Consider the following 21,975-nt stretch of genomic DNA (forward strand, 5'->3'; position numbering starts at 1 on the left):
ATACGTGAAAGCCGGAGCGGCGTCAGAGCCACTGCTGGGCAGCGAGCAGCTCTTCACGGCTCATGCAGAAGACCCCATGTCCGCCGCGCTCGAACTCCAACCACGTGAAGCCGATCTGCGGATACGCCTCGTCGAGAGCCAGCCAACTATTACCCACTTCTACCACCAGCAGACCGCCCTCTTCCAGGTGCGCTGCCGCGTCGCGCAGAATCTGTCGGGTAATATCCAAGCCGTCCACCCCAGAGGCCAGACCCAGCGCCGGTTCACGGTGGTATTCCTCTGGCATCTCTGCCAGATCGCGGGCATCGACATAAGGGGGATTGCTCACAATCAAGTCGTAGCGCTGACCATCCAGCCCGGCAAATACATCAGACTGACAAGCCTGCACACGATCACCCAGCTCGTGCCGCACAATATTGATATTTGCCACATCCAGCGCGTCCGAGGAAATATCGACCAGATCGACGGAAGCGTCATCAAACGCGTAGGCGCAGGCAATGCCGATACAGCCGCTGCCAGTACATAAATCCAGCACCCGGCTCGGTTCACCCGCAAGCCACGGCGCAAAGCCATTTTCCACCAGTTCGGCAATAGGCGAACGCGGCACCAGTACCCGCTCATCGACATAAAATGACAGGCCAGCAAACCAGGCTTCATGAGTGAGGTAAGCGGCAGGCAGACGCTCATCGACCCGGCGCTTTAGCAGCGCGAGTACGCGCTCGCGCTCCTCCATAGTAAGGCGTGCTGAAAGCAACTCGTCGGGGCTGTCGAAGGGCATGTGCAGTGCATGAAGTACCAGCAGCCGCGCCTCGTCGAGCGCGTTGTCAGTGCCGTGACCAAAGAACAGCCCGGCGCGAGTAAATTCGCTCAGTCCCCAGCGGATATAATCACGGATGCTGACCAGATAAGGGCGGATATCGTCTTCGCTCACGGCAGGGCCTCGGGGGTAATATTTGTCGCCGCGAAGTGTACACCGCCCTCCCGGCGCATACCATGTATGGCTGATTTCTGCTGCTTGGGAAAGCGTGGTGGCTTTGTTACCATTGCCGGTCATTTGTCACGCCATAAAAAGAGAATCCGGTGGAAAAAGCATTCGCAAAAATCATTGAAGAGATTGGTGAAGACCTGAGCCGCGACGGTCTGGTCGATACGCCAAAGCGTGCGGCCAAGGCCTTTGAATTTATCACCCGCGGTTATCGCCAGAGCGTTGACGAGGTAGTGAATAACGCCCTGTTTGAGTCAGATGCCAATGAGATGGTCGTGGTCTCAGATATCGAGCTGTACTCTCTCTGCGAGCACCACCTGCTGCCCTTTATCGGCAAATGCCATGTCGCTTATATCCCCAATGGCAAAGTGCTGGGACTCTCCAAAGTCGCTCGCATCGTCGACCTCTACGCCCGCCGCCTCCAGATTCAGGAAGGCCTGACCACGCAGATCGCCAATACGGTGCAAGACGTGACCGGCGCCGAGGGCGTGGCGGTCATTATTGAAGCCCGGCATATGTGCATGATGATGCGCGGCGTGGAAAAGCAGAACTCCGTAATGCGCACCAGCGCCATGCTGGGGGTATTCAAAGAGAATCAGGCAACCCGCGCCGAATTCATGGCGCTGATCAACAAGCGCTGATATCAATGCGTTGGTTAAACGAAACGACAAAAGGCCCTTAATCGGGCCTTTTTACTTAGCCCTTGCTCCAGGCCTCGGCAAAATGCCGTTGCGCGGCATCGCTAATCGCCGCGGCACTCTCCCCCATGTGGCAGTGATGGTCCCCCTCCACCGCCAGTACCTGAAAGTCGACTGGCCGCTCGTCTTCCGCCAGTAATCCGAGAAGCTGCTCGCCAAAACCCTGCTGTGCAGAGACAAACAACAGTGGAGCACGAATCGCCTTCATCACCGCCAGCCATTGACCATGAGTGAGCTTAATGGACGACGCCAAGCCCACTCTGCGATCACTGCGCCAACGATACTTGCCATCCTCACCTTGCTGAGTACCGCGCTCAACAATACGCAGCGCGGCTGGGACAGACATCGGCATGGCCTTTATCCTCGCCTGCGCCGCTTCTTCCAAGGAGTTAAACGCCCTGGCCGGACGCCCCGGCTTCTCGAAGTCGTGAAGATAACGACCCAGTTGCACCGGGAAGTCTTCCTCAGCAACGGGGCGTGTCAGCAGACCATCAATGCATACCAACGCGGCAACTCTATCAGGCTGAGCAGCAGCCAGCAGTGCCGCCATCATCGCACCACGGGAGTGAGCCAACACCGCAAAGCGCGGCCAGCCCAACTGGTCGGCTACGCCGAGAATACTGCGTAAATCTTCCCAAATACCGTAGCTGCCTGATGCGGGTTTGTGACCGCTGTGACCGTGACCGGGCAGATCCAGCGCTACCAACCGCCACGTGTTTTGTCGCTCAGCAATGGCTTCAAAGCTCAGGGCATTATCCAGCCAGCCATGCAGAGCCATGACCGGTATACCGTCCTCCGGACCAGACACCCTGGCGACCAGCTCGATGTCATCTACCCAAAAACGCAGGGTTTCGAAGACGGTACTCACGGCTCAGCGCCCATTGTGCGCATAGTTGGGATAGTGCCTCAGCCATTTCAGCTCGGCACAGCCGCTGGCAAACACCTCGCCCTCCAGCAACGCCATACTGGCGGTTTGCATGCCCCAGTAGCTGCGAAGCTCGCCCTGCCAGTGGGCAATAGCATTACTGAGCAAGGGGTTGTGCCCCACCAACATCAAGCGCTGACCGGCAAACGTCGCCAGCAGATTTTCCAAATCTTCGGGGCGATTATCGGGAGTCAGGCAGGCAATGTTGCGCTGGGGTGCGCCCCAGATATTCAAGATCTCCGCGCTTTGCTGGGCACGCCGATAAGGGCTGACCCACAATTGCTCCGGCTGCCAGTCTTCCCCGCGCAGCCACTGCGCGGCCGCATCGACCTCCTCCCGCCCTCGCTCGGTGAGCGCCCGTTCCATATCGGTCGTCGCGTCCCACGACGCGGCGCCATGTCTCACTAACAACACTTCCATCATTAACGCACCGCGAACTCTACATCGCGGTTCTGCTCCGCCCACATCATGCCGCCAATCACATCACTGACGGTTTTGCCTTCATAAATAATGCCGTACAGACCGTTGACCAGCGGCATATAGATATCGAGGACCTCAGACTGCTGCTTGAGCAGCTTCAGGGTATTCACCCCCTCAGCCACTTGCCCGAGTTCCGCCACGACCTCGTTTAAATCACGGCCTTTACCCAATTCAAAACCTACGCGGTAGTTACGGCTGAGCGGCGACGTACAGGTCACGAATAAATCACCTACGCCCGCCAAGCCCAGAAAGGTCAGCGGATCGGCGCCTTCACGCACTGCATAACGGCTCATCTCCGCCAGACTGCGGGTAATCAGCATGCTGATGGTGTTGTGCCCGACACCCAGCGCTGCCGCGAGTCCCGCGACAATGGCATACACATTTTTCAGCGCACCGGCCAGTTCGACACCATAGACATCGCTGCCGGCATAAACCCTAAAATACGCGCATTGAAGAAGGTCCTGGATGCAGCGCGTCAGTGATTCATCTTCACTGGCAATCACAGTGCCGGTAATCTCTCTGGCCGCCAGTTCTTTCGCCAGATTGGGGCCGCTCATTACGCCGATACTGACATCGCCAAGCTCTTCACCGAGCACCTGACTCATCAGTTTATTGGTCTCTGCCTCCATGCCCTTGGTCGTGCTCACAACCATCGTGCCTGCCGCTAACAGCGGCGCCAATTGGCGTGCGACCTCTCGGCAGGACTTACTGGGCACAGCCACAAAGACGACATCGCAGCCATCCACGGCATCGGCCAAATCCGCGCTGGCGCGCAGGCTCGGATTCAGAGCAATGCCCGGCAGGTACGCGCTGTTGCAGTGCTGGGTATTCACCTCATCGGCGCGCTCTGCATTGCGCATCCACAGACACACATCGTGCCCTTTGTCGGCCACAATATTGGCAATGGCCGTTCCAAAACTACCGCCGCCTACAATGGCGACCTTGTGCTTGTCCGTCATGACGGTCTCGCTGCATCCTTAATTCAGGCAGTTTATCACCGCCGCTTTGCTGTGAAGAAGCCCGCCAGCCATGCAAGCGGAGCTCAGAAACAAAAAAGGCGGCTATTCGCCGCCTTCTCCTGCCGGAAAAACTCAGGCACTGAGTTCCAGCAGCAATTTGTTGAGCTTGCTGACGTAATCCGCCGGATTCTCAAGCTGTGCGCCCTCAGCCAGATGCGCTTGGTTGAAGAGTATATCCACCAGATCGGCAAACCGGTCTTCGTCGGCTTCCTGATCGAGTTTCTGCACCAGCGGGTGCTCGGGATTGATCTCGAAGATCGGCTTACTTTCCGGTAATGCCTGACCAGCCGCTTCCAGAATGCGACGCATCTGCGCGCCCATATCGTGCTCACCCACCACCAAACAAGCCGGCGAACTCGTCAGACGGCCAGTGGCACGCACTTCTTCTACCTTGCCATCCAGCGCCTTGGCCACCCGCTCGATCAGGTCTTTGTGCTCTTCAGCAAGGCTTTCCTGCGCCTTCTTCTCGTCTTCGTCTTCAAGCTCACCCAGATCAAGCTGGCCGCGCCCCACGTCTTGCAGCGCTTTACCGTCGAACTCAGACAAGTGATTCATCAGCCAGTCATCGACGCGATCCGACAACAGCAGCACTTCGATGCCCTTCTTACGGAAGACTTCGAGGTGCGGACTGCTCGCTGCCGTGCGATGGTTCTCGGCCACCACGTAGTAAATTTTGCTCTGCCCTTCTTTCATGCGGGCCACATAGTCGTCGAGTGAGTGCGTCTGCTCCGCCTTGTCGTCGTGGGTGGTGGCAAAGCGCAGCAGCTTGGCAATTTTTTCGCGGTTGCTGAAATCTTCCGCCGGGCCTTCTTTCAACACCTGACCGAAGGCCTTCCAGAAGGTCTGATACTTCTCGACATCGTTCTTCGCCAGCTTGCCCAGCATATCCAGTACACGCTTGGTCAGTGCGATTTTCATTGCATCAACTGCTGGATCCTGCTGCAGAATCTCCCGCGACACGTTCAGCGACAAGTCATTGGAATCCAACACACCTTTCACAAAACGCAGGTACAGCGGCAAGAATTGCTCGGCGTCGTCCATGATAAAGGTGCGCTGCACGTAAAGCTTCACACCGCGTGCCGCATCACGATTCCACATATCAAAGGGGGGCTGCGACGGCAAATACAGCAGGCTGGTGTACTCCAGCTTACCCTCGACCTTATTGTGACTCCAGCTCAACGGCTCGTTAAAGTCGTGGCTGATGTGCTTGTACAATTCCTTGTATTCGTCGTCGCTCACTTCATTGCGTGGGCGCGTCCACAGCGCCGTAGCCGAGTTAATGCTCTCGAATTCGTCGGGGGCGTCTGCGTCATCCTCGCTTTTCGCCTTGGGCATTTCGACAGGAATGCTGATGTGGTCGGAGTATTTCTTGATAATACTGCGCAGGCGCCAGTCATCAGCAAAGTCTTTATCTTCCTCGCGCAGATGCAGCACCACGGTAGTTCCACGTGCAGCGCGCTCGCAGCTTTCAATCGAGAATTCCGCTTCACCCTGGGATTCCCAGTGCACGCCTTCACTGACCGGAGCACCGGCGCGGCGGGTAAATACTTCCACACGCTCAGCAACGATAAACGCTGAGTAGAAGCCCACACCGAATTGGCCGATAAGCTGCGAGTCTTTCTTGTTGTCGCCGCTGAGATTTTTCAGGAATTCCGCCGTGCCTGAGCGGGCAATTGTCCCAAGGTTGGCAATCACTTCATCACGGCTCATGCCAATGCCGTTATCACTGATGGTGACGGTACCGGCGTCTTTGTCCGCCTCAACCCGCACCCGCACATTGGGATCGCTCTCAAACAAACTGTCGTCGGAAAGTGCCTCAAAACGCAGTTTATCTGCGGCATCGGAGGCGTTGGAAACCAGCTCGCGAAGGAAAATTTCCTTGTTGCTGTACATGGAGTGGATCATCAGCTGAAGCATCTGCTTGGCTTCGGTCTGAAATCCCAGGGTTTCTTTTTCTGCTGTCGACATGTTTATCACCTGTAAAACCATAAAACCGAGTGCCCACGGGGGCGTTACAGCTTTATGGGGACGACAGGGAAAATTTCAAGGGGAAAAGCGGCCTGAACAAACAGGCCGCGAGACGATTACAGGCGATTCGGCAAGATCCGATCGACGATATAGGCCGCATCACAGCCAAGCGGAAGACAGCCGTATACGCTATGCGGGCGCTCGAGACGCGAGGCAATAAACGCCTCCGCCACGTTTTCATCGCCATGCAGCAGTAATAGAGCAGACTGAAAGCACAGCGCCATTTGCTCCACCAAATGACGGGCACGGTACTCGGCGTGACTCAAATCGCTGAGCTCCTGTTTCAGTGCAGCAATATGCTGGTCCAGCACCGCGGAACGTCCCTCCGCCAGGGCCAGTTCGGCAAACCAGCGGTCACAGACTTCCGGCGATTTGGCAAAGGCACGCAGCACATCCAGGGCCTGGATATTCCCTGAGCCCTCCCAGATCGCATTGATCGGGGCTTCACGGTAGAGCCGCGGCATAATGCAGTTCTCGATCACGCCGTTACCCCCAAGACATTCCATCGCCTCATAGGCGTGATTCGGGGTGCGCTTGCAAATCCAGAACTTCCCTACCGCACTACCCAGTCGGAGCAGCAGTTTTTCCTCTGGCGTATCGGCGTCCAGCGCCGCTGCCATGCGCATGGTCATAGCCAGCGAACCTTCGACTTCCAACTGAAGATCGGCGAGCACATTCTGCATCAGCGGCTGGTCAATCAGCCGCTTGCCGAAGGCTTTGCGGAGGCTGGCATGATGCGCGGCCTGCGCCACAGCCTGCCGCTGACCTCCAGTTGAGCCAACCATACAGTCAAAGCGCGTCAGCGCGACCATTTCGATAATGGCTGGTACGCCGCGCCCCTCTTCACCCACCATCCAGCCCTGAGCACCGCGCATCTCGACTTCCGACGAGGCGTTGGACACATTGCCCATCTTGTTCTTCAGACGCTGTACAAAAAGGCTGTTCTTCTCACCATCCGGACGCCAACGCGGCACCAGAAAACAGCTCAATCCACCTTCCGACTGCGCCAGCATCAGAAACGCATCGCACATTGGCGCAGACATAAACCACTTGTGGCCGGTCAGTTCATAGAGTTCGCCCGGTCCCCGATCGCCAATGGCTTTGGCTATCGAAGTGTTCGCACGCACATCACTGCCGCCCTGTTTCTCGGTCATTCCCATGCCAATGGTAACGGCCTGTTTGTCGAAGTACGGCTTGTTTGCCGGCTCATAACTCCGATTCAATACTTTCGGCAACCACTCCTCAGCCACCGACGGTGTCAGCTTCAAGGTCGGCACTGCCGCAAAAGTCATGGTCAACGGACAACCATGCCCTGCCTCCACCTGACTTTGCATATAACTGTAAGCCGCGCGCTGCACGTGGGCGTTGGCGGTTGAACCGTCCCAGGGCATGGCGTGAATCCCCTGAGAAAGCGCCATATCCATCAACTGGTGATAGGCGGGGTGAAAGCGGACCTGATCGACTCGATGCCCAAAACGGTCGTGACTGTCGAACTGGGGTTTGAATTCATTGGCGTCAAAGCCCCAGCCAATCACTTCAGCACTGCCGCAGCGCTGGCCATACGCCGACAGACCAAGACGGTCAGCCGCTGGCGCATAACTGCTTAACCACTCGCGAAGCGCCCGATCCTCTTCAAACAGATTGGTGTTCTCCAGGGCGTCAGACTGATTGAAGACCTCGTGCGTATGGCTGCCTGACTCAGCCGCCTGTGCGATATCTTTCTGCGTTTTCATACCCTGTCCTCTTCATTAATCCCTACCGCCCGCAAACACAGGCGGCACAATTCTTCTATGGTAGCGACGTTGTATTCGGTCTCGACCAGTGGTCCCAGCAAACTCTCAGCCAACGCCCCGACCAACGCAGCGGCCGTCAGTGACGCGCGCTGTGAAACGAACTCCCCGCTGTCGATGCCTTGCTGAATGACCGCTTCAAACAAGCCGGTGTATTCCCGCCGAAAGTGCAGACGCGCCTCATCCACTGCCGGATCGACCGGCTCAGCGATCAGTACCCAGGCAAACTGTGGCGCCCGAAAAGCGCGCTCAGAAAACACCGTCACACCACTGCGCAAGCGTTGAGCCTGGCTACCGCCTCCAGACAAGGCGGTTTTGACCGCGCCAACCTCCCGGCGCGTGGCATGGCTAAACACCTCTGTCGCGAGCTGATCCTTGTTCTTAAAGTAGCGATAAACCGAGCCGACGCTAACCCCGGCATCGCGGGCCAGTGCCTGAATGGTCAGCGCACGAAAACCGCCTTCGCGCACCAACGACTCGGCGCTCTGCAACAACCGCTCCCGTAACTCCGCCTTGCGCTGACTGACCTGCGCCGTTTCCCGATACGCCATTTCGTCTCCACATAAAGAAGTGAATCATAGTTCATTTTATTGTTTATGCCCAGCCACCTTTCTGCTGGCATAAAAAAAGGCGACCCTGAGGTCGCCTTTCTTCAAGAAGCGTCTGCCTTACCAGCCAGTCACTTCTTTCAGCGCATCACCGATCTGCGCCAGCGAGCGAACGGTTTTTACGCCCGCATCTTCCAGAGCAGCAAACTTCTCGTCGGCAGTACCTTTACCACCAGAGATGATGGCGCCAGCGTGGCCCATACGCTTGCCCGGAGGTGCAGTTACACCGGCAATGTAGGAAACCACAGGCTTGGTCACATTAGCCTTGATGTAAGCCGCCGCTTCTTCTTCAGCAGAACCACCGATCTCACCGATCATAACGATCGCTTCAGTCGCGGGATCTTTCTCGAACATTTCCAGAATGTCGATGAAGTTAGAACCGGGAATCGGGTCACCACCGATACCAACACAGGTAGACTGGCCGAAGCCATAGTCAGTGGTCTGCTTAACCGCTTCGTAAGTCAGGGTACCGGAACGAGAAACGATACCCACTTTACCGGGCAGGTGAATGTGACCGGGCATGATGCCGATTTTGCACTCACCCGGAGTGATAACACCCGGACAGTTGGGACCGATCAGGCGCACGCCCAGCTCGTCACACTTCACTTTACATTCGAGCATATCCATAACGGGGATGTGCTCAGTGATGCAGACGATCAGCTTGATGCCGCTGTTGGCTGCCTCCAGGATAGAGTCCTTACAGAACGGCGCGGGCACGTAGATCACAGACGCTTCTGCGCCAGTAGTTTCTACCGCTTCTTTAACGGTGTTGAACACGGGCAGGCCCAGGTGCTCAGTGCCGCCCTTACCGGGGGTCACACCACCCACCATTTTCGTACCGTAGGCAATCGCTTGCTCAGAGTGGAAGGTACCCTGACCACCGGTGAAACCCTGGCAGATAACCTTGGTGTCTTTATTGATCAGAATAGCCATTATTTACCCTCCGCTGCTTTGACAGCCTGCTGAGCCGCGTCAGTCAGGCTGGTTGCCGCGATAATGTCCAGACCGGATTCAGACAACAGCTTGGAACCCAGATCGGCATTGTTACCCTCAAGACGCACAACTACCGGCACGCTCACACCCACTTCCTTCACTGCACCGATGATGCCTTCGGCAATCAGGTCGCAGCGAACGATACCGCCGAAGATGTTAACCAGCACGGCTTTCACGTTGCTGTCTTCGAGGATGATTTTGAAGGCTTCGGTCACGCGCTCTTTGGTTGCACCACCACCTACGTCAAGGAAGTTAGCGGGGAAGCCACCGTGCAGAGAGACGATGTCCATGGTACCCATGGCCAGGCCTGCACCGTTTACCATGCAACCGATGTTGCCGGTCAGAGCCACGTAGTTCAGATCCCACTCGGCCGCGCGTGCTTCACGCTCGTCTTCCTGTGAGGGATCGTGCATGGCTTGCAGGTCTTTGTGGCGGTAAATCGCGTTACCGTCGATAACCACTTTGGCGTCCAGACAGTGCAGGTTGCCGTCAGTGGTGATAACCAGCGGGTTGATTTCCAGCAGAGCCAGGTCTTTTTCCTGGAACATTTTTGCCAGACCCAGGAAGATGTTGACGAACTGCTTAACCTGAGTCGGGTTCAAACCCAGTTGGAAAGCCAGTTCACGGCCCTGATAAGACTGTGCGCCAGTCAGCGGATCGATAGTCGCTTTGAGAATCTTCTCCGGAGTCTCTTCGGCCACTTTTTCGATTTCCACACCACCTTCGGTCGATGCCATGAAAACAATGCGACGGCTGCCACGGTCAACAACGGCGCCCAGGTAGAGTTCCTGGTCGATGTCGGTGCAAGATTCAACCAGAATCTTGGCAACCGGCTGGCCATTTTCGTCAGTTTGGTAGGTCACCAGGTTTTTGCCCAGCCACTGTTCGGCGAAGGCTTTGACTTCTTCTGTGCTGCTGACCAGTTTTACACCACCGGCTTTACCACGGCCACCGGCGTGAACTTGGGCTTTTACAACCCATTTGTCGCCGCCGATTTTTTCAGCCGCTGCTGCGGCCTCTTCCGGGGTATCACAGGCATAGCCTTTAGACACAGGCAGCCCGTATTCAGCAAACAGCTGTTTGCCTTGGTACTCGTGAAGGTTCATGTTGGAATTACCATCTCGGTCTGTGGAAGTGTTAAGCGGGCAATACGCTGTCAGTGAATGGCCCGCTCCCTCTGCACATTGCGGAGAACCGCAAAATTCGGGTCCGTATTTTCCCGAATTTCACGGAGTACCGCAAATCTATTTGCGCTTCTTGCGGTTTGGAATGTGGATAGCCCGACCATCCACGGCCAACGCTGCTTCGTGAACAGCCTCTGACATCGTCGGATGGCCGAATACCGTCAGTGCGATATCTTCGGCAGAAGAGCCAAATTCCATGGCAATCACGATCTGTTGAACCAGATCGGCAGCGCTTGGGCCAATAATGTGGCAGCCCAGAATGCGGTCGGTTTCCTCGTGAGCGAGGATTTTCACCATACCCGTTGTTTCATTGGAGGCCAGCGCACGACCACTGGCAATAAAGGGGAAGCTGCCCGACTTATAAGGCACGCCGTCCGCCTTCAACTGCTCTTCCGTCGCGCCCACCATAGCGATTTCGGGGTGCGTGTAGATAATTGACGGAATGCAATCATAGTTCATGCTGACCTTGTGACCGGCAATACGCTCGGCAACCATCACGCCCTCTTCCGAGCCTTTGTGAGCCAGCATCGGACCGCGCACAATATCACCCACCGCGTAGATACCCGGCGCATCGGTTTCGCAGTGATCGTTGACAAAAATGAAACCGCGCTCATCCAGGTTTACACCGCAATCCGGTGACAGCAGGTTGTTGCTCAGCGGACGACGGCCCACACACACAATCAGCTTGTCAAAGGTCTCACTCTGCTCTTCGTCGTTGAGCGTATAGCTAACCTCAACTTTCTTGCGCTTAATTTCGGTACCGGTTACGCGAGCACCAAGACGGATATCCAGCTCCTGCTTTTTAAAGACCTTGGCAGCCTCTTTGGCAATCTGCTGATCCATCGCCGGCAGGAAGGTATCCAGCGCTTCCAGTACGACAACTTCACTACCCAAGCGAGCCCAGACACTGCCCAGCTCCAAACCGATGACGCCGGCACCAATAATACCCAGGCGTTTGGGCACAGCCTGGAATTCCAGGGCACCTGTAGAGTCAACGATGACATCCTGATCGATGGGCGCAGGCGGGATTTCTACGGGAACTGAACCCGCAGCGATAATGATGTTCTCGGCCTCAAGAGTCGTGGTTTTACCGTCATTGTCGGTAACCTCCACTTTCTTGCCCGCCAGCACCTTACCGAATCCTTCAACGGCAGTAACACCATTGGCCTTGAACAGACCGCCAACGCCGCCCGTGAGCTGCTCGACGATCGCGTCTTTGCGCTTGATCATCTCTGGCACATCGATAGACACCTTGCCGGTGCTGATGCCGTGAATACCAAAGTCTTCTTTGGCTTCATGGTATTTGTGGCTGCTGTCCAGCAGCGCCTTAGAGGGGATACACCCCACATTCAGGCACGTTCCACCAAGTGCAACCTTGCCCGATTTACCCTGATTTTTTTCTACACAGGCAGTTTTCAATCCCAGCTGAGCAGCGCGAATTGCAGCCACATAACCTGCGGGACCGGAACCGATAACGACGACATCGTACTTAGACATAACTGTTTCCTGTAATACCTGTTGCTTGGATTCCGCTATTACTCGCCCCAGGGGTTAACCTGGGGCAGTCCTGCTTAGACTTCCAGCAGAATACGCGCGGGATCTTCGAGGAGGTCCTTGATAGTCACCAGGAACTGAACGGCATCTTTGCCATCGATCAGGCGGTGATCGTAAGACAGTGCCAGGTACATCATAGGCAGGATTTCCACCTGACCATTGACGGCCATCGGACGCTCCTGAATTTTGTGCATACCCAGGATTGCGGTCTGCGGCGGGTTTAGGATCGGCGTTGACAGCAGCGAGCCGAACACCCCACCGTTAGTGATGGTGAAGGTACCACCGGTCATTTCATCGATACCCAGCTTACCGTCGCGAGCGCGCAGACCAAAGTCACGCACCTTGTCTTCCACCTTGGCCAGGCTCATTTCGTCAGCATCGCGAAGCACCGGCACGACCAGACCTTTTTCCGTTGACACCGCGACACCGACATCTTGATAGCCGTGGTAAACAACGTCATCACCATCGATAGAGGCATTGACTGCAGGGAAGCGTTTCAGCGCTTCGCAGGCCGCTTTGACGAAGAAGCCCATGAAGCCGAGACGGGTGCCGTTGTGGCTCTTTTCAAACAGGTCCTTGTATTGCTTGCGCAGCTCCATGACCGGTTTCATGTTGACTTCGTTGAAGGTAGTCAACATCGCCGTAGTCTGGCTGGCTTCCAGCAGACGCTCGGCGATACGCTTGCGCAGGCGGGTCATCGGCACGCGCTTTTCAACACGCTCACCAGCGGGCACATCAACGGCTGCCGGGGCCGGAGCGGCCGCGGCAGGCTTCGCTGCCGGCGCCTGATAATTCATCACATCTTCTTTAGTGATCAGACCGCCTTTGCCAGTGCCGGTCACTGCACTGGCATCGAGGCCTTTTTCCTGCAGCGCCTTACGCGCCGCCGGGCTGATCTTCAGATCATCGTTGCTGGCCTCTGCCGCCTTGGGCTCTTCGGCAGCGGCGGGAGCTGCGGGGGCCGCCGCCTCGCCAGCGGCACCTTCCTCAAACAGCGCGACGACTTCGTCACTCAGAACGGTGTCGCCTTCCTGCTTGATAATTTCTCGCAGCACGCCGTCAGCGGGCGCTACCACTTCCAGAACGACCTTATCCGTTTCGATATCAACCAGTGGCTCATCACGGCTGACCGATTCACCAACCTGCTTGTGCCAGGTAGCGATGGAGCCATCGGCTACGGATTCAGGAAACGTCGGCGCTTTGATTTCAGTACTCATCTTTCATCCTGTCTTTGTCTATCGCAACACGCGTCTACAGCGGCGTTGTCAGTTGTCTGCGGTTCAGGCTTAGAGCTTCAGAGCCTGGCTGATAAATTTCTCTTGCTGCTCAAGGTGCAGGGCCATGTATCCGGCCGCTGGCGATGCCGACGGTTCGCGACCGACGTAACCCAGCAACAGATTTTTCTCTGGCTTGAAGCTGCGAATAACACGAGCCATACGATGGCGACTGTTATACCAGGCCCCCTGGTTGCGCGGTTCTTCCTGACACCAAACCACTTTCTTCAGGTTCGGATACTGGGCAATAACTTCGCGCAGATCATCGTAGGGGAACGGGTACAACTGCTCCAAACGCACAATAGCAATCGAGTCTTTACCGTGTTCGCGGCGCGCGGCACGAAGGTCGTAGTACACCTTGCCACTGCACAGGATCATGCGCGTCACTTTAGACTTGTCGATATCGTCCGTTTCATTGATCACATTCTGGAACTGGCCATCTGTCAGCTCTTCCAGCGTCGATACCGCCTCTTTATGACGCAGCAGGCTCTTCGGCGACATCACCACCAGCGGACGACGCAGCGGACGAACCACCTGTCGACGCAACATGTGATAGACCTGTGCCGGCGTCGAAGGTACACATACCTGGATATTGTGCTCTGCACACAGTTGTAGGAAGCGTTCCAGGCGCGCCGAGGAATGCTCAGGCCCCTGCCCTTCATAGCCGTGAGGCAACAGCATGGTCAGGCCACAAAGACGTCCCCACTTTAACTCACCACTGCTGATGAACTGGTCTACTACGACCTGCGCACCATTGGCGAAGTCACCGAACTGTGCCTCCCAGATCACCAGCGCATTGGGCTTGGTGGTTGCGTAACCGTACTCAAACGCCAGTACAGCTTCCTCTGACAGCAGCGAGTCGTAGATATCAAAGTTCGGCTGACCGTCTTCGACATGCTGCAAGGGAATGTAGCGACTGGCGTCTGTTTGATTGTGCAGCACCGCGTGGCGGTGAGAGAAGGTACCGCGACCCACGTCCTGCCCAGTCAAACGAACCGGATAGCCGGATTTCAGCAAGGTGCCGTAAGCCAAGGTCTCAGCAAAGCCCCAATTGATCGGGGTCGCACCCACAGCCATCTTGCGGCGATCTTCATAAATCTTGGACACCTGGCGCTGAACACTGAAACCTTCAGGAATCGCGTTCACTGCTTCCGAAACTTCCTTCAGAAGTTTGGCATCAATACGCGTGTCACCGGGTACGTCCCAGGCATGGCCGAGGTACGGCGTCCAGTCGACAAACAGCTCTTTGTTGGGCTCTTTGACCAGACTTTTCGCGACGTGCTGACCGTCGTCCAATGCCTGGCGATAATCATCCGCCATTTTGTCTGCAATGGCCTTATCGATAACCCCTTCGTCCAGCAGCTTGTTGACGTACAGTTCACGAGTGCTTTTCTGCTTGCCAATCTGCTTGTACATCAGCGGCTGGGTACCGGAGGGCTCATCAGCCTCGTTGTGTCCACGGCGGCGATAGCAGATCAGATCGATCACGACATCTTTGCGGAATTCCTGGCGGAAATCGGCGGCCAGTTGCGACACGAAGAGTACCGCTTCCGGGTCATCACCATTCACATGGAAAATAGGCGCCTGCACCATTTTGGCAACGTCAGTACAGTATTCCGTAGAGCGCGCATCTTCCTGCAGGCTAGTGGTGAAACCCACCTGGTTATTGATGACTACGTGAATGGTACCGCCGGTTTTGTAGGCGCGGGTCTGAGACATCTGGAACGTCTCCATCACCACACCCTGCCCAGCAAAGGCCGCGTCGCCGTGCAATACAATCGGCACGACCTGATCACCAGCCGGGTCGCTACGGCGATCCTGACGGGCCCGTACAGAGCCTTCAACCACTGGAGAAACAATTTCAAGGTGAGAGGGGTTGAATGCCAGTGCCAAGTGAACTTCACCACCCGGCGTCATCACATTCGACGAGAAGCCCTGGTGGTACTTCACATCGGCAGACCCTTCGTACTGCACCTTGCCTTCGAACTCATCAAACAGTTCGGCAGGATTTTTACCCAGCGTATTTACCAGAACGTTGAGACGACCGCGGTGCGCCATACCGATCACGATTTCCTTCGCACCGTATTCACCGCTGCGCTGGATCATCGCATCCATCATCGGGATCAGACTTTCACCGCCTTCAAGGCCGAAACGTTTGGTACCGGGGTACTTGGAGCCCAGCGACTTTTCCAAGCCTTCAGCCGCCGTCAAACGCTCAAGCAAATGTTTGCGCACTTCAGAACCATACTGCGGCTTTGAACGTACACTTTCCATACGCTGTTGAATCCATGCGCGCTCGCGGGTATCGACGATGTGCATGAATTCGGCGCCAACGGAGCGGCAGTAGGTCTGACGCAGCGAGTCGTAAATCTCTCGCAAGGTCGCCTGATCTTTGCCGATGTACAGGCTGCCAGTCTGGAATACCGTGTCAAAATCGGCTTCGCTGAGCTGATGGTATTGCAGCTCCAGATCAGGTACTCCGTGGCGCTGCCAGAGGTTCAGCGGATCGAGCTGAGCCTCCTGATGACCGCGCTGGCGATAGGCACTGACCAACTGAATAACGCGAACCTGCTTGCGCTCGTGGTCACTGACTTCGCTGCTGGCAGACGCGGCGGCACGCACCGGCTGTTTGGCCAGATGGGCAAAGTGGTCACGAATTGGAGAGTGGGGAATATCGCGAATAGAGGCTTCGCTGACACGGGGGAGTTGTTGAAAATAATTTCGCCATTCTTCGGGAACGGCATTGGGATCAGTGAGATAGGTTTCATACAGGTCTTCAACGTAACCCGCATTGCCACCCGATATATGGGAGCTCTTCCAAAGAAGCTCCATTGACGCTTTCTGCATTCCTGTCCACCTAATAACAAGAGGAGTGATCGCCGGATGCTGCATCGTTCCCGATAAGGCGCTCTGCATGACAAACACCCACAGCGTTCAGTGTACGCTGCGAGGCCAGCATAAACCACAGCCCGGATGGGCCATTTCCCTCTCTATACGTTTTCTATCTCGCTAGTGCCGGTAAGCACCGAGTTGTACTTTGTTCCGGTGCCATGGGTAGACACCAAGGGACACAATACGCGCAGATGACAGCCCTATCTTCGCAGGGTCTGCTTGGGGCCTATTTTCATAGACCCCTGGGCAGCATTAGCTTGCCCGGTTGAGCAACATATTACGGATATGACCGATAGCTCGCGTCGGGTTCAATCCTTTCGGGCAAACGTTGACACAGTTCTGAATTCCATGGCAACGGAAAACACTGAAAGGATCATCCAGCTCGCTCAGTCGCTGCTCGGTCGCTGTATCGCGGCTGTCGGCCAGGAAGCGGTAAGCCTGAAGCAGACCACTGGGGCCGATGAAGCGATCGGGGTTCCACCAGAAAGACGGGCAAGCGGTTGAACAACATGCACAGAGAATACACTCGTACAGACCATCCAGCTTCTCACGCTCTTCAGGTGACTGAAGACGCTCAATAGCAGGAGCAGGCTCGTTGTTGATCAGATACGGCTTGATCTTCTCGTATTGCTTGTAGAACAGGCTCATGTCGATCACGAGATCGCGAATCACGGGCAGACCCGGCAGCGGGCGCAACACCAGCGTGCTGCCACCTTTGCCATTTTTCAGTGCTTCAGAGACCGGCGTGATACACGCCAATCCGTTTTTACCATTGATGCTCATGCCATCAGAACCACATACACCTTCGCGGCAGCTGCGACGGAAGGTCAGTGACGGGTCCTGAGCTTTCAGCAGCTCCAGAACATCAAGCACCATCAGGTCTTTACCACCGGTATCGATCTCGGTGTCCTGCATGTACGGTTCCTGATCAACTTCAGGATTGTAACGATAGAGACTGACTTTCAACATTTTCTCTTCTCCCCTGATCAGTAGGTACGTACTTTCGGCGCAAACGCTTCGCGGGTTTTCGGCGCGAAGTTTACTGCACGCTTACCAACACGTTTTTCGCCAGGGAAATACATGGAGTGACACAGCCAGTTTTCGTCATCACGATCCTGGAAGTCTTCACGAGCATGTGCACCGCGGCTCTCTTTACGAGCCTCCGCAGCAACAGCGGTTGCCTCGGCGACTTCAAAGAGGTTGTGCAGCTCAAGCGCTTCAATACGCGCTGTGTTATACGCGTTGCTCTTGTCTTCCAGATGCGCGTTTTCGATACGGCCACGCAGCTCTGCCAGCTTCTTGATACCTTCCTGCATGAAGTCACCGCGACGGAATACGCCGAAGTGATTCTGCATGATGCCTTGAAGCTCGGTGCGCAGTGCAGAGACTTTCTCGCCACCTTTGCTGCTGTTCACGCGGTTCAGGCGGTCATTGGCCTGTTCCAGATCGCTCTCAGAAGCATCGCGCATTTCAACGCCTTCACGCAGCGCTTTTTCGATAAACAGACCAGACGCGCGGCCGAATACCACTAGATCCAGCAGTGAGTTACCGCCCAGACGGTTGGCACCGTGTACCGACACACAGGCCACCTCACCACAGGCGTACAAGCCGGGGATAATTTGATCGTTTCCGTTTTCATCCACCGTCAGTGCCTGGCCGTGAATGTTGGTCGGGATACCGCCCATCATGTAGTGGCAGGTCGGTACAACGGGAATCGGCTCTTTAACCGGATCAGCGTGAGCAAAGGTGCGGCTCAGCTCACAGATACCGGGCAGACGGCTTTCCAGCACTTCTTCACCCAGGTGATCCAGCTTCAGGAATACGTGATCGCCATTCGGACCACAGCCACGACCCTCGAGGATTTCCAGGGTCATTGAGCGTGCAACCACGTCGCGACCCGCGAGGTCTTTGGCATTCGGCGCATAACGCTCCATGAAGCGCTCGCCGTCCTTATTGATCAGGTAACCGCCTTCACCACGACAACCTTCTGTAACCAGCACACCCGCGCCGGCAATCCCGGTCGGGTGGAACTGCCACATTTCAATATCCTGAACGGGGAAGCCAGCGCGCAGCGCCATGCCCACACCGTCACCGGTATTAATGTGTGCGTTGGTGGTTGATGCGTAGATACGGCCCGCGCCACCCGTCGCAAATACGGTAGCCTTGGACTTCACGTAAACCACTTCGCCGGTTTCGATGCAGATAGCCATCACGCCGACGACGGCGCCGTCCTGGTTCTTAACAATGTCAGTGGCATACCACTCGTTAAAGAACACCGTGTTGTTTTTCAGGTTGCCCTGGTAAAGGGTGTGCAGCAGTGCGTGACCGGTACGGTCAGCAGCCGCACAGGTGCGGGCAGCCTGACCACCCTCACCGAAATTTTTGGACTGCCCGCCGAAAGGACGCTGATAAATACGGCCCTCTTCAGTACGGGAGAACGGCAGCCCCATATGATCCAGTTCAAATACCGCCTCAGGGCCTACACTGGTCATGTACTCGATCGCGTCTTGGTCACCGATGTAGTCAGAACCCTTGACGGTGTCATACATATGCCACTGCCACTGATCCTGAGGATCAGCGCTGGCGATTGCACAGGTAATACCGCCCTGAGCAGATACTGTGTGAGAGCGCGTTGGAAAAACTTTTGAAATTACGGCCGTCTTGTAACCAGACTGAGCCAATTGCAGCGCAGCACGCATGCCGGCACCGCCACCACCGACGATTACGCCGTCAAAGGTCATTGTGCGAATATTAGCCATTTCTTAACTCCAAAGAATCTGGATGCCCCAAACGAGGTAAGTGAACAGAACAACGCCCGAAAGAGCTTGGAATGCCAGGCGCAGGGCAAGACCCTTGGACCCCATCATTCGCTCGGTCAGATAATCTGTAGACACTGCCCACAGCCCGATCCAGGCATGCGCAACCACTGACAGCACGGCCGCCGTACTGAACACTCGCATGAACGTTGAAGAAAAGAATGCGCTCCACTGAGCGTAATCCAAATCGCTTCCTGCCGAGAGCAGGTAACCGGCAACTACAATAAAGTAAGCCAGCAGCACCACGCCTGAGACGCGCTGCACGATCCAATCAGCTACCCCGTTACGGGCAAAACTTGTTACAGACTTGACTACCATACCCACAACCCCGTCAGTACAACCAGAACCGCTGTCGCGATCAGCACCAGCTTGGCACCGCGCTCACCGCCTTCCATCGACTCACCAATACCCGCATCCATCACCAGGTGCTTAACACCTGCCGCCGCGTGGTAGCTAATACCTACCAACACCGCCCAGACAACCAGCTTGCCCCAGAATGATGACAGGCATTCTTTCGCCTGAGCGAAGCCCTCAGGACCACTGAGACTGGTGCCCAGCAACCAAAACAGCACGGCCATGCCGGCCACAAGAAACACACCACTGGCGCGATGCAAAATAGAGGTATATGCGGTAATCGGCAGTGCGATTGTCCCGATATCCAGGTTCACAGGTCGTTTGTCGTTCACGGTATTCCACACTTTATTTCTGGCCCATCATGGTACGGGCGGTTCAACGGAAGTGGATCTAAGCTCACCGGGCTCTCCTTCCCGGTTTTCTTCTACAGAAGTGCGTGATAGGCGCAAGCACAGGGGCTCCAGAAGAAACGCCGCGCATTATAGGACCATAGAAAGGCAATTACAAACATCGACTAAGGTCCAAATAGCGGCTTAAAGCACCTGTATATCAAGGGCTTAAGACACTATTTCGCCCTATTATGACGCCATAAAAAATCTGGCGCGCCATTTTGGAGCACGCAGCCCGGGATCGCCCCGTTATAGTTAGTTTTGAATCAGCAATTCCCTGTCTAAGCTTGGCAAGGTAAGATGTATTCAGCGTTGACAAAATGTTTTAGCTCTCTATATTTGTGACTCCCCACTTGGGGAGCCTTTCCGTTGTTGCGCCCGGCACCACCTCGCCGGCTAGCAGACAACGGGGACCACCGCCAAAAGCTACGAATCAAAAAGCAACAGGAGCCCGTCAAATGAGCGATAAAAAAGCCACTCTGAGTATCGATGGCAAAACGCTGGAATTGAACGTACATTCCGGCACCATTGGCCCGGACGTGATTGAAGTTGGCCCTCTGACGGGTAACGGATACTTCACCTACGATCCCGGCTTCGTCTCTACCGCCGCTTGCGAATCTAAAATCACCTACATCGATGGCAACGAAGGCGTCCTGCTCCACGGCGGTTATCCTATCGAGCAACTGGCCGAGCAATCCGATTACCTCGAAACCAGCTTCCTGCTGCTTTACGGACACCTGCCCAACAAGGCTGAGAAAGAAGCGTTTGTAAACAAAGTCCGCATGCACACGATGGTCAATGACCAGATGAGCACGTTCTTTAAAGGCTTCCGCCGCGACGCTCACCCGATGGCCATCATGTGTGGTGTCGTCGGTGCGCTGTCCGCCTTCTATCATGACTCTCTGGACATTAATGACGAGAAACACCGCGAAATTTCAGCAATTCGCCTGATCGCCAAAATGCCCACCCTGGCTGCCATGACTTACAAATACACCATCGGCCAGCCTTTCATGTACCCCCAGAACCACCTCAGCTACTCAGAAAACTTCCTTCACATGATGTTCGGTAACCCCTGCGAACCCAGCAAGGTTAGCCCGGTTCTGGCACGCGCGATGGATACTATCTTCCTGCTGCACGCTGACCACGAGCAAAACGCGTCAACATCTACTGTTCGTCTGGCTGGTTCAACAGGCGCCAATCCATTCGCCTGTATCTCTGCAGGTATCGCAGCACTTTGGGGACCGTCACACGGCGGCGCCAACGAAGCGGTACTGAACATGCTGGAAGAAATTGGCGACGAAGCCAATGTCGACGCCTGCGTGGCTCGTGCCAAGGACAAGAACGACCCCTTCCGCCTGATGGGCTTTGGTCACCGCGTTTACAAAAACTTTGACCCCCGCGCCAAAGTGATGAAGCAAGTAGCAGACGAAGTACTCGGCGAGCTGGGTATTGACGATCCGCTGCTGAAAGTCGCCAAGCGACTGGAACAAATCGCTCTGGAAGACGAATACTTTGTCGAGAAGAAGCTGTACCCCAATGTGGACTTCTACTCCGGCATCATTCTGAAAGCTATCGGCATTCCGACCAGCATGTTCACGGTAATCTTTGCACTGGGCCGTACCCCAGGCTGGATTGCTCACTGGAACGAAATGCACGCTGGCGCCTCGCGCATCGGCCGCCCCCGCCAGCTCTACACTGGCCCCGCCAAGCGCGACTTTGTCCCTCTGGACAAGCGCTAAGAAAACAAAAAACCCTGCCTCGGCAGGGTTTTTTTTGGCTTGACTTCGACAGTCAATCAACGGGTTTTGTATTCAATACCCATTTCAGCACCGTCAATCGCTTCCTGATAGTTCCCCATATCCCGCTGCAGTTCCACGCCATCCTTCATCAGCAATTTACTTTTAAAGGGTATACGGATTTAATGGTTGATTGGGCATCTTCACCCCACCAACCTGATACCACCCTCAGATGGTTGATAGATCGACC

General features: G+C 55.7%; 18 protein-coding genes. 2 read left to right on the forward strand and 16 right to left on the reverse strand.

Annotated features, from left to right (window positions below; all coding sequences use genetic code 11):
• Window positions 1-22: 22 nt before the first annotated feature.
• Complete coding sequence (gene prmB / locus AC5DB9_RS03180; protein ID WP_272991184.1) at window positions 23-931, reverse strand: 50S ribosomal protein L3 N(5)-glutamine methyltransferase; 909 nt, start codon at window positions 929-931, stop codon at window positions 23-25.
• A 149-nt stretch (window positions 932-1,080) separates the two neighbouring features.
• Between prmB and folE the strand changes: the two genes are divergently transcribed.
• Complete coding sequence (folE, locus tag AC5DB9_RS03185) at window positions 1,081-1,626, forward strand: GTP cyclohydrolase I FolE (RefSeq protein WP_022957369.1); 546 nt, start codon at window positions 1,081-1,083, stop codon at window positions 1,624-1,626.
• A gap of 55 nt (window positions 1,627-1,681) precedes the next feature.
• On the opposite strand, the gene AC5DB9_RS03190 is transcribed toward folE, so the two are convergent.
• The 15 genes from AC5DB9_RS03190 to sdhC all read right to left on the reverse strand — a co-directional run bounded on the left by AC5DB9_RS03190 (window position 1,682) and on the right by sdhC (window position 19,932).
• Window positions 1,682-2,551, reverse strand: a complete 870-nt coding sequence (locus AC5DB9_RS03190; protein WP_272991183.1) for an alpha/beta fold hydrolase — start codon at window positions 2,549-2,551, stop codon at window positions 1,682-1,684.
• A 3-nt stretch (window positions 2,552-2,554) separates the two neighbouring features.
• Window positions 2,555-3,031 carry a SixA phosphatase family protein gene (locus AC5DB9_RS03195; RefSeq protein ID WP_272991182.1) on the reverse strand — a complete coding sequence of 159 codons (477 nt, stop codon included), beginning with the start codon at window positions 3,029-3,031 and terminating at the stop codon, window positions 2,555-2,557.
• Window positions 3,031-4,047, reverse strand: a complete 1,017-nt coding sequence (locus tag AC5DB9_RS03200; RefSeq protein WP_022957372.1) for an NAD(P)H-dependent glycerol-3-phosphate dehydrogenase — start codon at window positions 4,045-4,047, stop codon at window positions 3,031-3,033. The genes AC5DB9_RS03195 and AC5DB9_RS03200 overlap by 1 nt, the downstream gene beginning before the upstream one ends.
• Before the next feature lie 132 nt (window positions 4,048-4,179).
• A complete protein-coding gene (gene htpG / locus AC5DB9_RS03205; protein WP_491732025.1) occupies window positions 4,180-6,075 on the reverse strand; it encodes a molecular chaperone HtpG in 1,896 nt (631 codons plus the stop codon).
• 116 nt (window positions 6,076-6,191) lie between these two features.
• Window positions 6,192-7,868 (reverse strand): acyl-CoA dehydrogenase family protein, encoded by a 1,677-nt coding sequence (locus AC5DB9_RS03210; RefSeq protein WP_272991180.1) that lies wholly within the window; start codon window positions 7,866-7,868, stop codon window positions 6,192-6,194.
• Entirely contained in the window at window positions 7,865-8,476 is a 612-nt protein-coding gene (locus AC5DB9_RS03215) for a TetR/AcrR family transcriptional regulator (RefSeq protein ID WP_272991179.1), read from the reverse strand. The genes AC5DB9_RS03210 and AC5DB9_RS03215 overlap by 4 nt, the downstream gene beginning before the upstream one ends.
• Before the next feature lie 117 nt (window positions 8,477-8,593).
• On the reverse strand, window positions 8,594-9,466 hold the full coding sequence (sucD, locus tag AC5DB9_RS03220; protein ID WP_022957376.1) for a succinate--CoA ligase subunit alpha: 873 nt from the start codon (window positions 9,464-9,466) through the stop codon (window positions 8,594-8,596).
• Window positions 9,466-10,632: an ADP-forming succinate--CoA ligase subunit beta gene (sucC, locus tag AC5DB9_RS03225; RefSeq protein ID WP_272991178.1), complete on the reverse strand. Its 1,167-nt coding sequence runs from the start codon at window positions 10,630-10,632 to the stop codon at window positions 9,466-9,468. The genes sucD and sucC overlap by 1 nt, the downstream gene beginning before the upstream one ends.
• A 138-nt stretch (window positions 10,633-10,770) precedes the next feature.
• On the reverse strand, window positions 10,771-12,207 hold the full coding sequence (gene lpdA, locus AC5DB9_RS03230; protein WP_022957378.1) for a dihydrolipoyl dehydrogenase: 1,437 nt from the start codon (window positions 12,205-12,207) through the stop codon (window positions 10,771-10,773).
• A 74-nt stretch (window positions 12,208-12,281) separates the two neighbouring features.
• Window positions 12,282-13,481, reverse strand: a complete 1,200-nt coding sequence (odhB, locus tag AC5DB9_RS03235; RefSeq protein WP_022957379.1) for a 2-oxoglutarate dehydrogenase complex dihydrolipoyllysine-residue succinyltransferase — start codon at window positions 13,479-13,481, stop codon at window positions 12,282-12,284.
• Window positions 13,482-13,550: 69 nt separating this feature from the next.
• Window positions 13,551-16,385, reverse strand: a complete 2,835-nt coding sequence (locus tag AC5DB9_RS03240; protein WP_286846224.1) for a 2-oxoglutarate dehydrogenase E1 component — start codon at window positions 16,383-16,385, stop codon at window positions 13,551-13,553.
• A 297-nt stretch (window positions 16,386-16,682) separates the two neighbouring features.
• Window positions 16,683-17,399 (reverse strand): succinate dehydrogenase iron-sulfur subunit, encoded by a 717-nt coding sequence (locus tag AC5DB9_RS03245; protein WP_022957381.1) that lies wholly within the window; start codon window positions 17,397-17,399, stop codon window positions 16,683-16,685.
• Between the two features lie 17 nt (window positions 17,400-17,416).
• The gene (gene sdhA / locus AC5DB9_RS03250; RefSeq protein ID WP_022957382.1) at window positions 17,417-19,189 is read right to left on the reverse strand and encodes a succinate dehydrogenase flavoprotein subunit; all 1,773 of its coding nucleotides are present in this window, start codon (window positions 19,187-19,189) and stop codon (window positions 17,417-17,419) included.
• Window positions 19,190-19,192: 3 nt separating this feature from the next.
• The gene (sdhD, locus tag AC5DB9_RS03255; protein ID WP_022957383.1) at window positions 19,193-19,564 is read right to left on the reverse strand and encodes a succinate dehydrogenase, hydrophobic membrane anchor protein; all 372 of its coding nucleotides are present in this window, start codon (window positions 19,562-19,564) and stop codon (window positions 19,193-19,195) included.
• Window positions 19,558-19,932, reverse strand: coding sequence for a succinate dehydrogenase, cytochrome b556 subunit (gene sdhC, locus AC5DB9_RS03260; RefSeq protein WP_022957384.1), 375 nt, complete (start codon window positions 19,930-19,932; stop codon window positions 19,558-19,560). Before sdhC ends, sdhD begins: the two co-directional genes overlap by 7 nt.
• Before the next feature lie 515 nt (window positions 19,933-20,447).
• On the opposite strand from sdhC, the gene AC5DB9_RS03265 reads away from it, so the two are divergent.
• Window positions 20,448-21,728, forward strand: coding sequence for a citrate synthase (locus AC5DB9_RS03265; protein WP_022957385.1), 1,281 nt, complete (start codon window positions 20,448-20,450; stop codon window positions 21,726-21,728).
• The last annotated feature ends 247 nt before the right edge of the window (window positions 21,729-21,975 follow it).

The sequence above is a fragment of the Spongiibacter sp. genome (assembly GCF_984394615.1).

Bases quoted from the DNA above. Each gene is read 5' to 3' on its own strand.
- sdhA (WP_022957382.1), bottom strand. From the start codon at position 19,189: ATGGCTAATATTCGCACAATGACCTTTGACGGCGTAATCGTCGGTGGT.
- AC5DB9_RS03195 (WP_272991182.1), bottom strand. From the start codon at position 3,031: ATGATGGAAGTGTTGTTAGTGAGACATGGCGCCGCGTCGTGGGACGCG.
- AC5DB9_RS03265 (WP_022957385.1), top strand. From the start codon at position 20,448: ATGAGCGATAAAAAAGCCACTCTGAGTATCGATGGCAAAACGCTGGAA.
- AC5DB9_RS03215 (WP_272991179.1), bottom strand. From the start codon at position 8,476: ATGGCGTATCGGGAAACGGCGCAGGTCAGTCAGCGCAAGGCGGAGTTA.
- AC5DB9_RS03200 (WP_022957372.1), bottom strand. From the start codon at position 4,047: ATGACGGACAAGCACAAGGTCGCCATTGTAGGCGGCGGTAGTTTTGGA.
- AC5DB9_RS03240 (WP_286846224.1), bottom strand. From the start codon at position 16,385: ATGCAGAAAGCGTCAATGGAGCTTCTTTGGAAGAGCTCCCATATATCG.
- AC5DB9_RS03245 (WP_022957381.1), bottom strand. From the start codon at position 17,399: ATGTTGAAAGTCAGTCTCTATCGTTACAATCCTGAAGTTGATCAGGAA.
- htpG (WP_491732025.1), bottom strand. From the start codon at position 6,075: ATGTCGACAGCAGAAAAAGAAACCCTGGGATTTCAGACCGAAGCCAAG.
- AC5DB9_RS03210 (WP_272991180.1), bottom strand. From the start codon at position 7,868: ATGAAAACGCAGAAAGATATCGCACAGGCGGCTGAGTCAGGCAGCCAT.
- sucC (WP_272991178.1), bottom strand. From the start codon at position 10,632: ATGAACCTTCACGAGTACCAAGGCAAACAGCTGTTTGCTGAATACGGG.
- odhB (WP_022957379.1), bottom strand. From the start codon at position 13,481: ATGAGTACTGAAATCAAAGCGCCGACGTTTCCTGAATCCGTAGCCGAT.
- sucD (WP_022957376.1), bottom strand. From the start codon at position 9,466: ATGGCTATTCTGATCAATAAAGACACCAAGGTTATCTGCCAGGGTTTC.
- sdhD (WP_022957383.1), bottom strand. From the start codon at position 19,564: ATGGTAGTCAAGTCTGTAACAAGTTTTGCCCGTAACGGGGTAGCTGAT.
- lpdA (WP_022957378.1), bottom strand. From the start codon at position 12,207: ATGTCTAAGTACGATGTCGTCGTTATCGGTTCCGGTCCCGCAGGTTAT.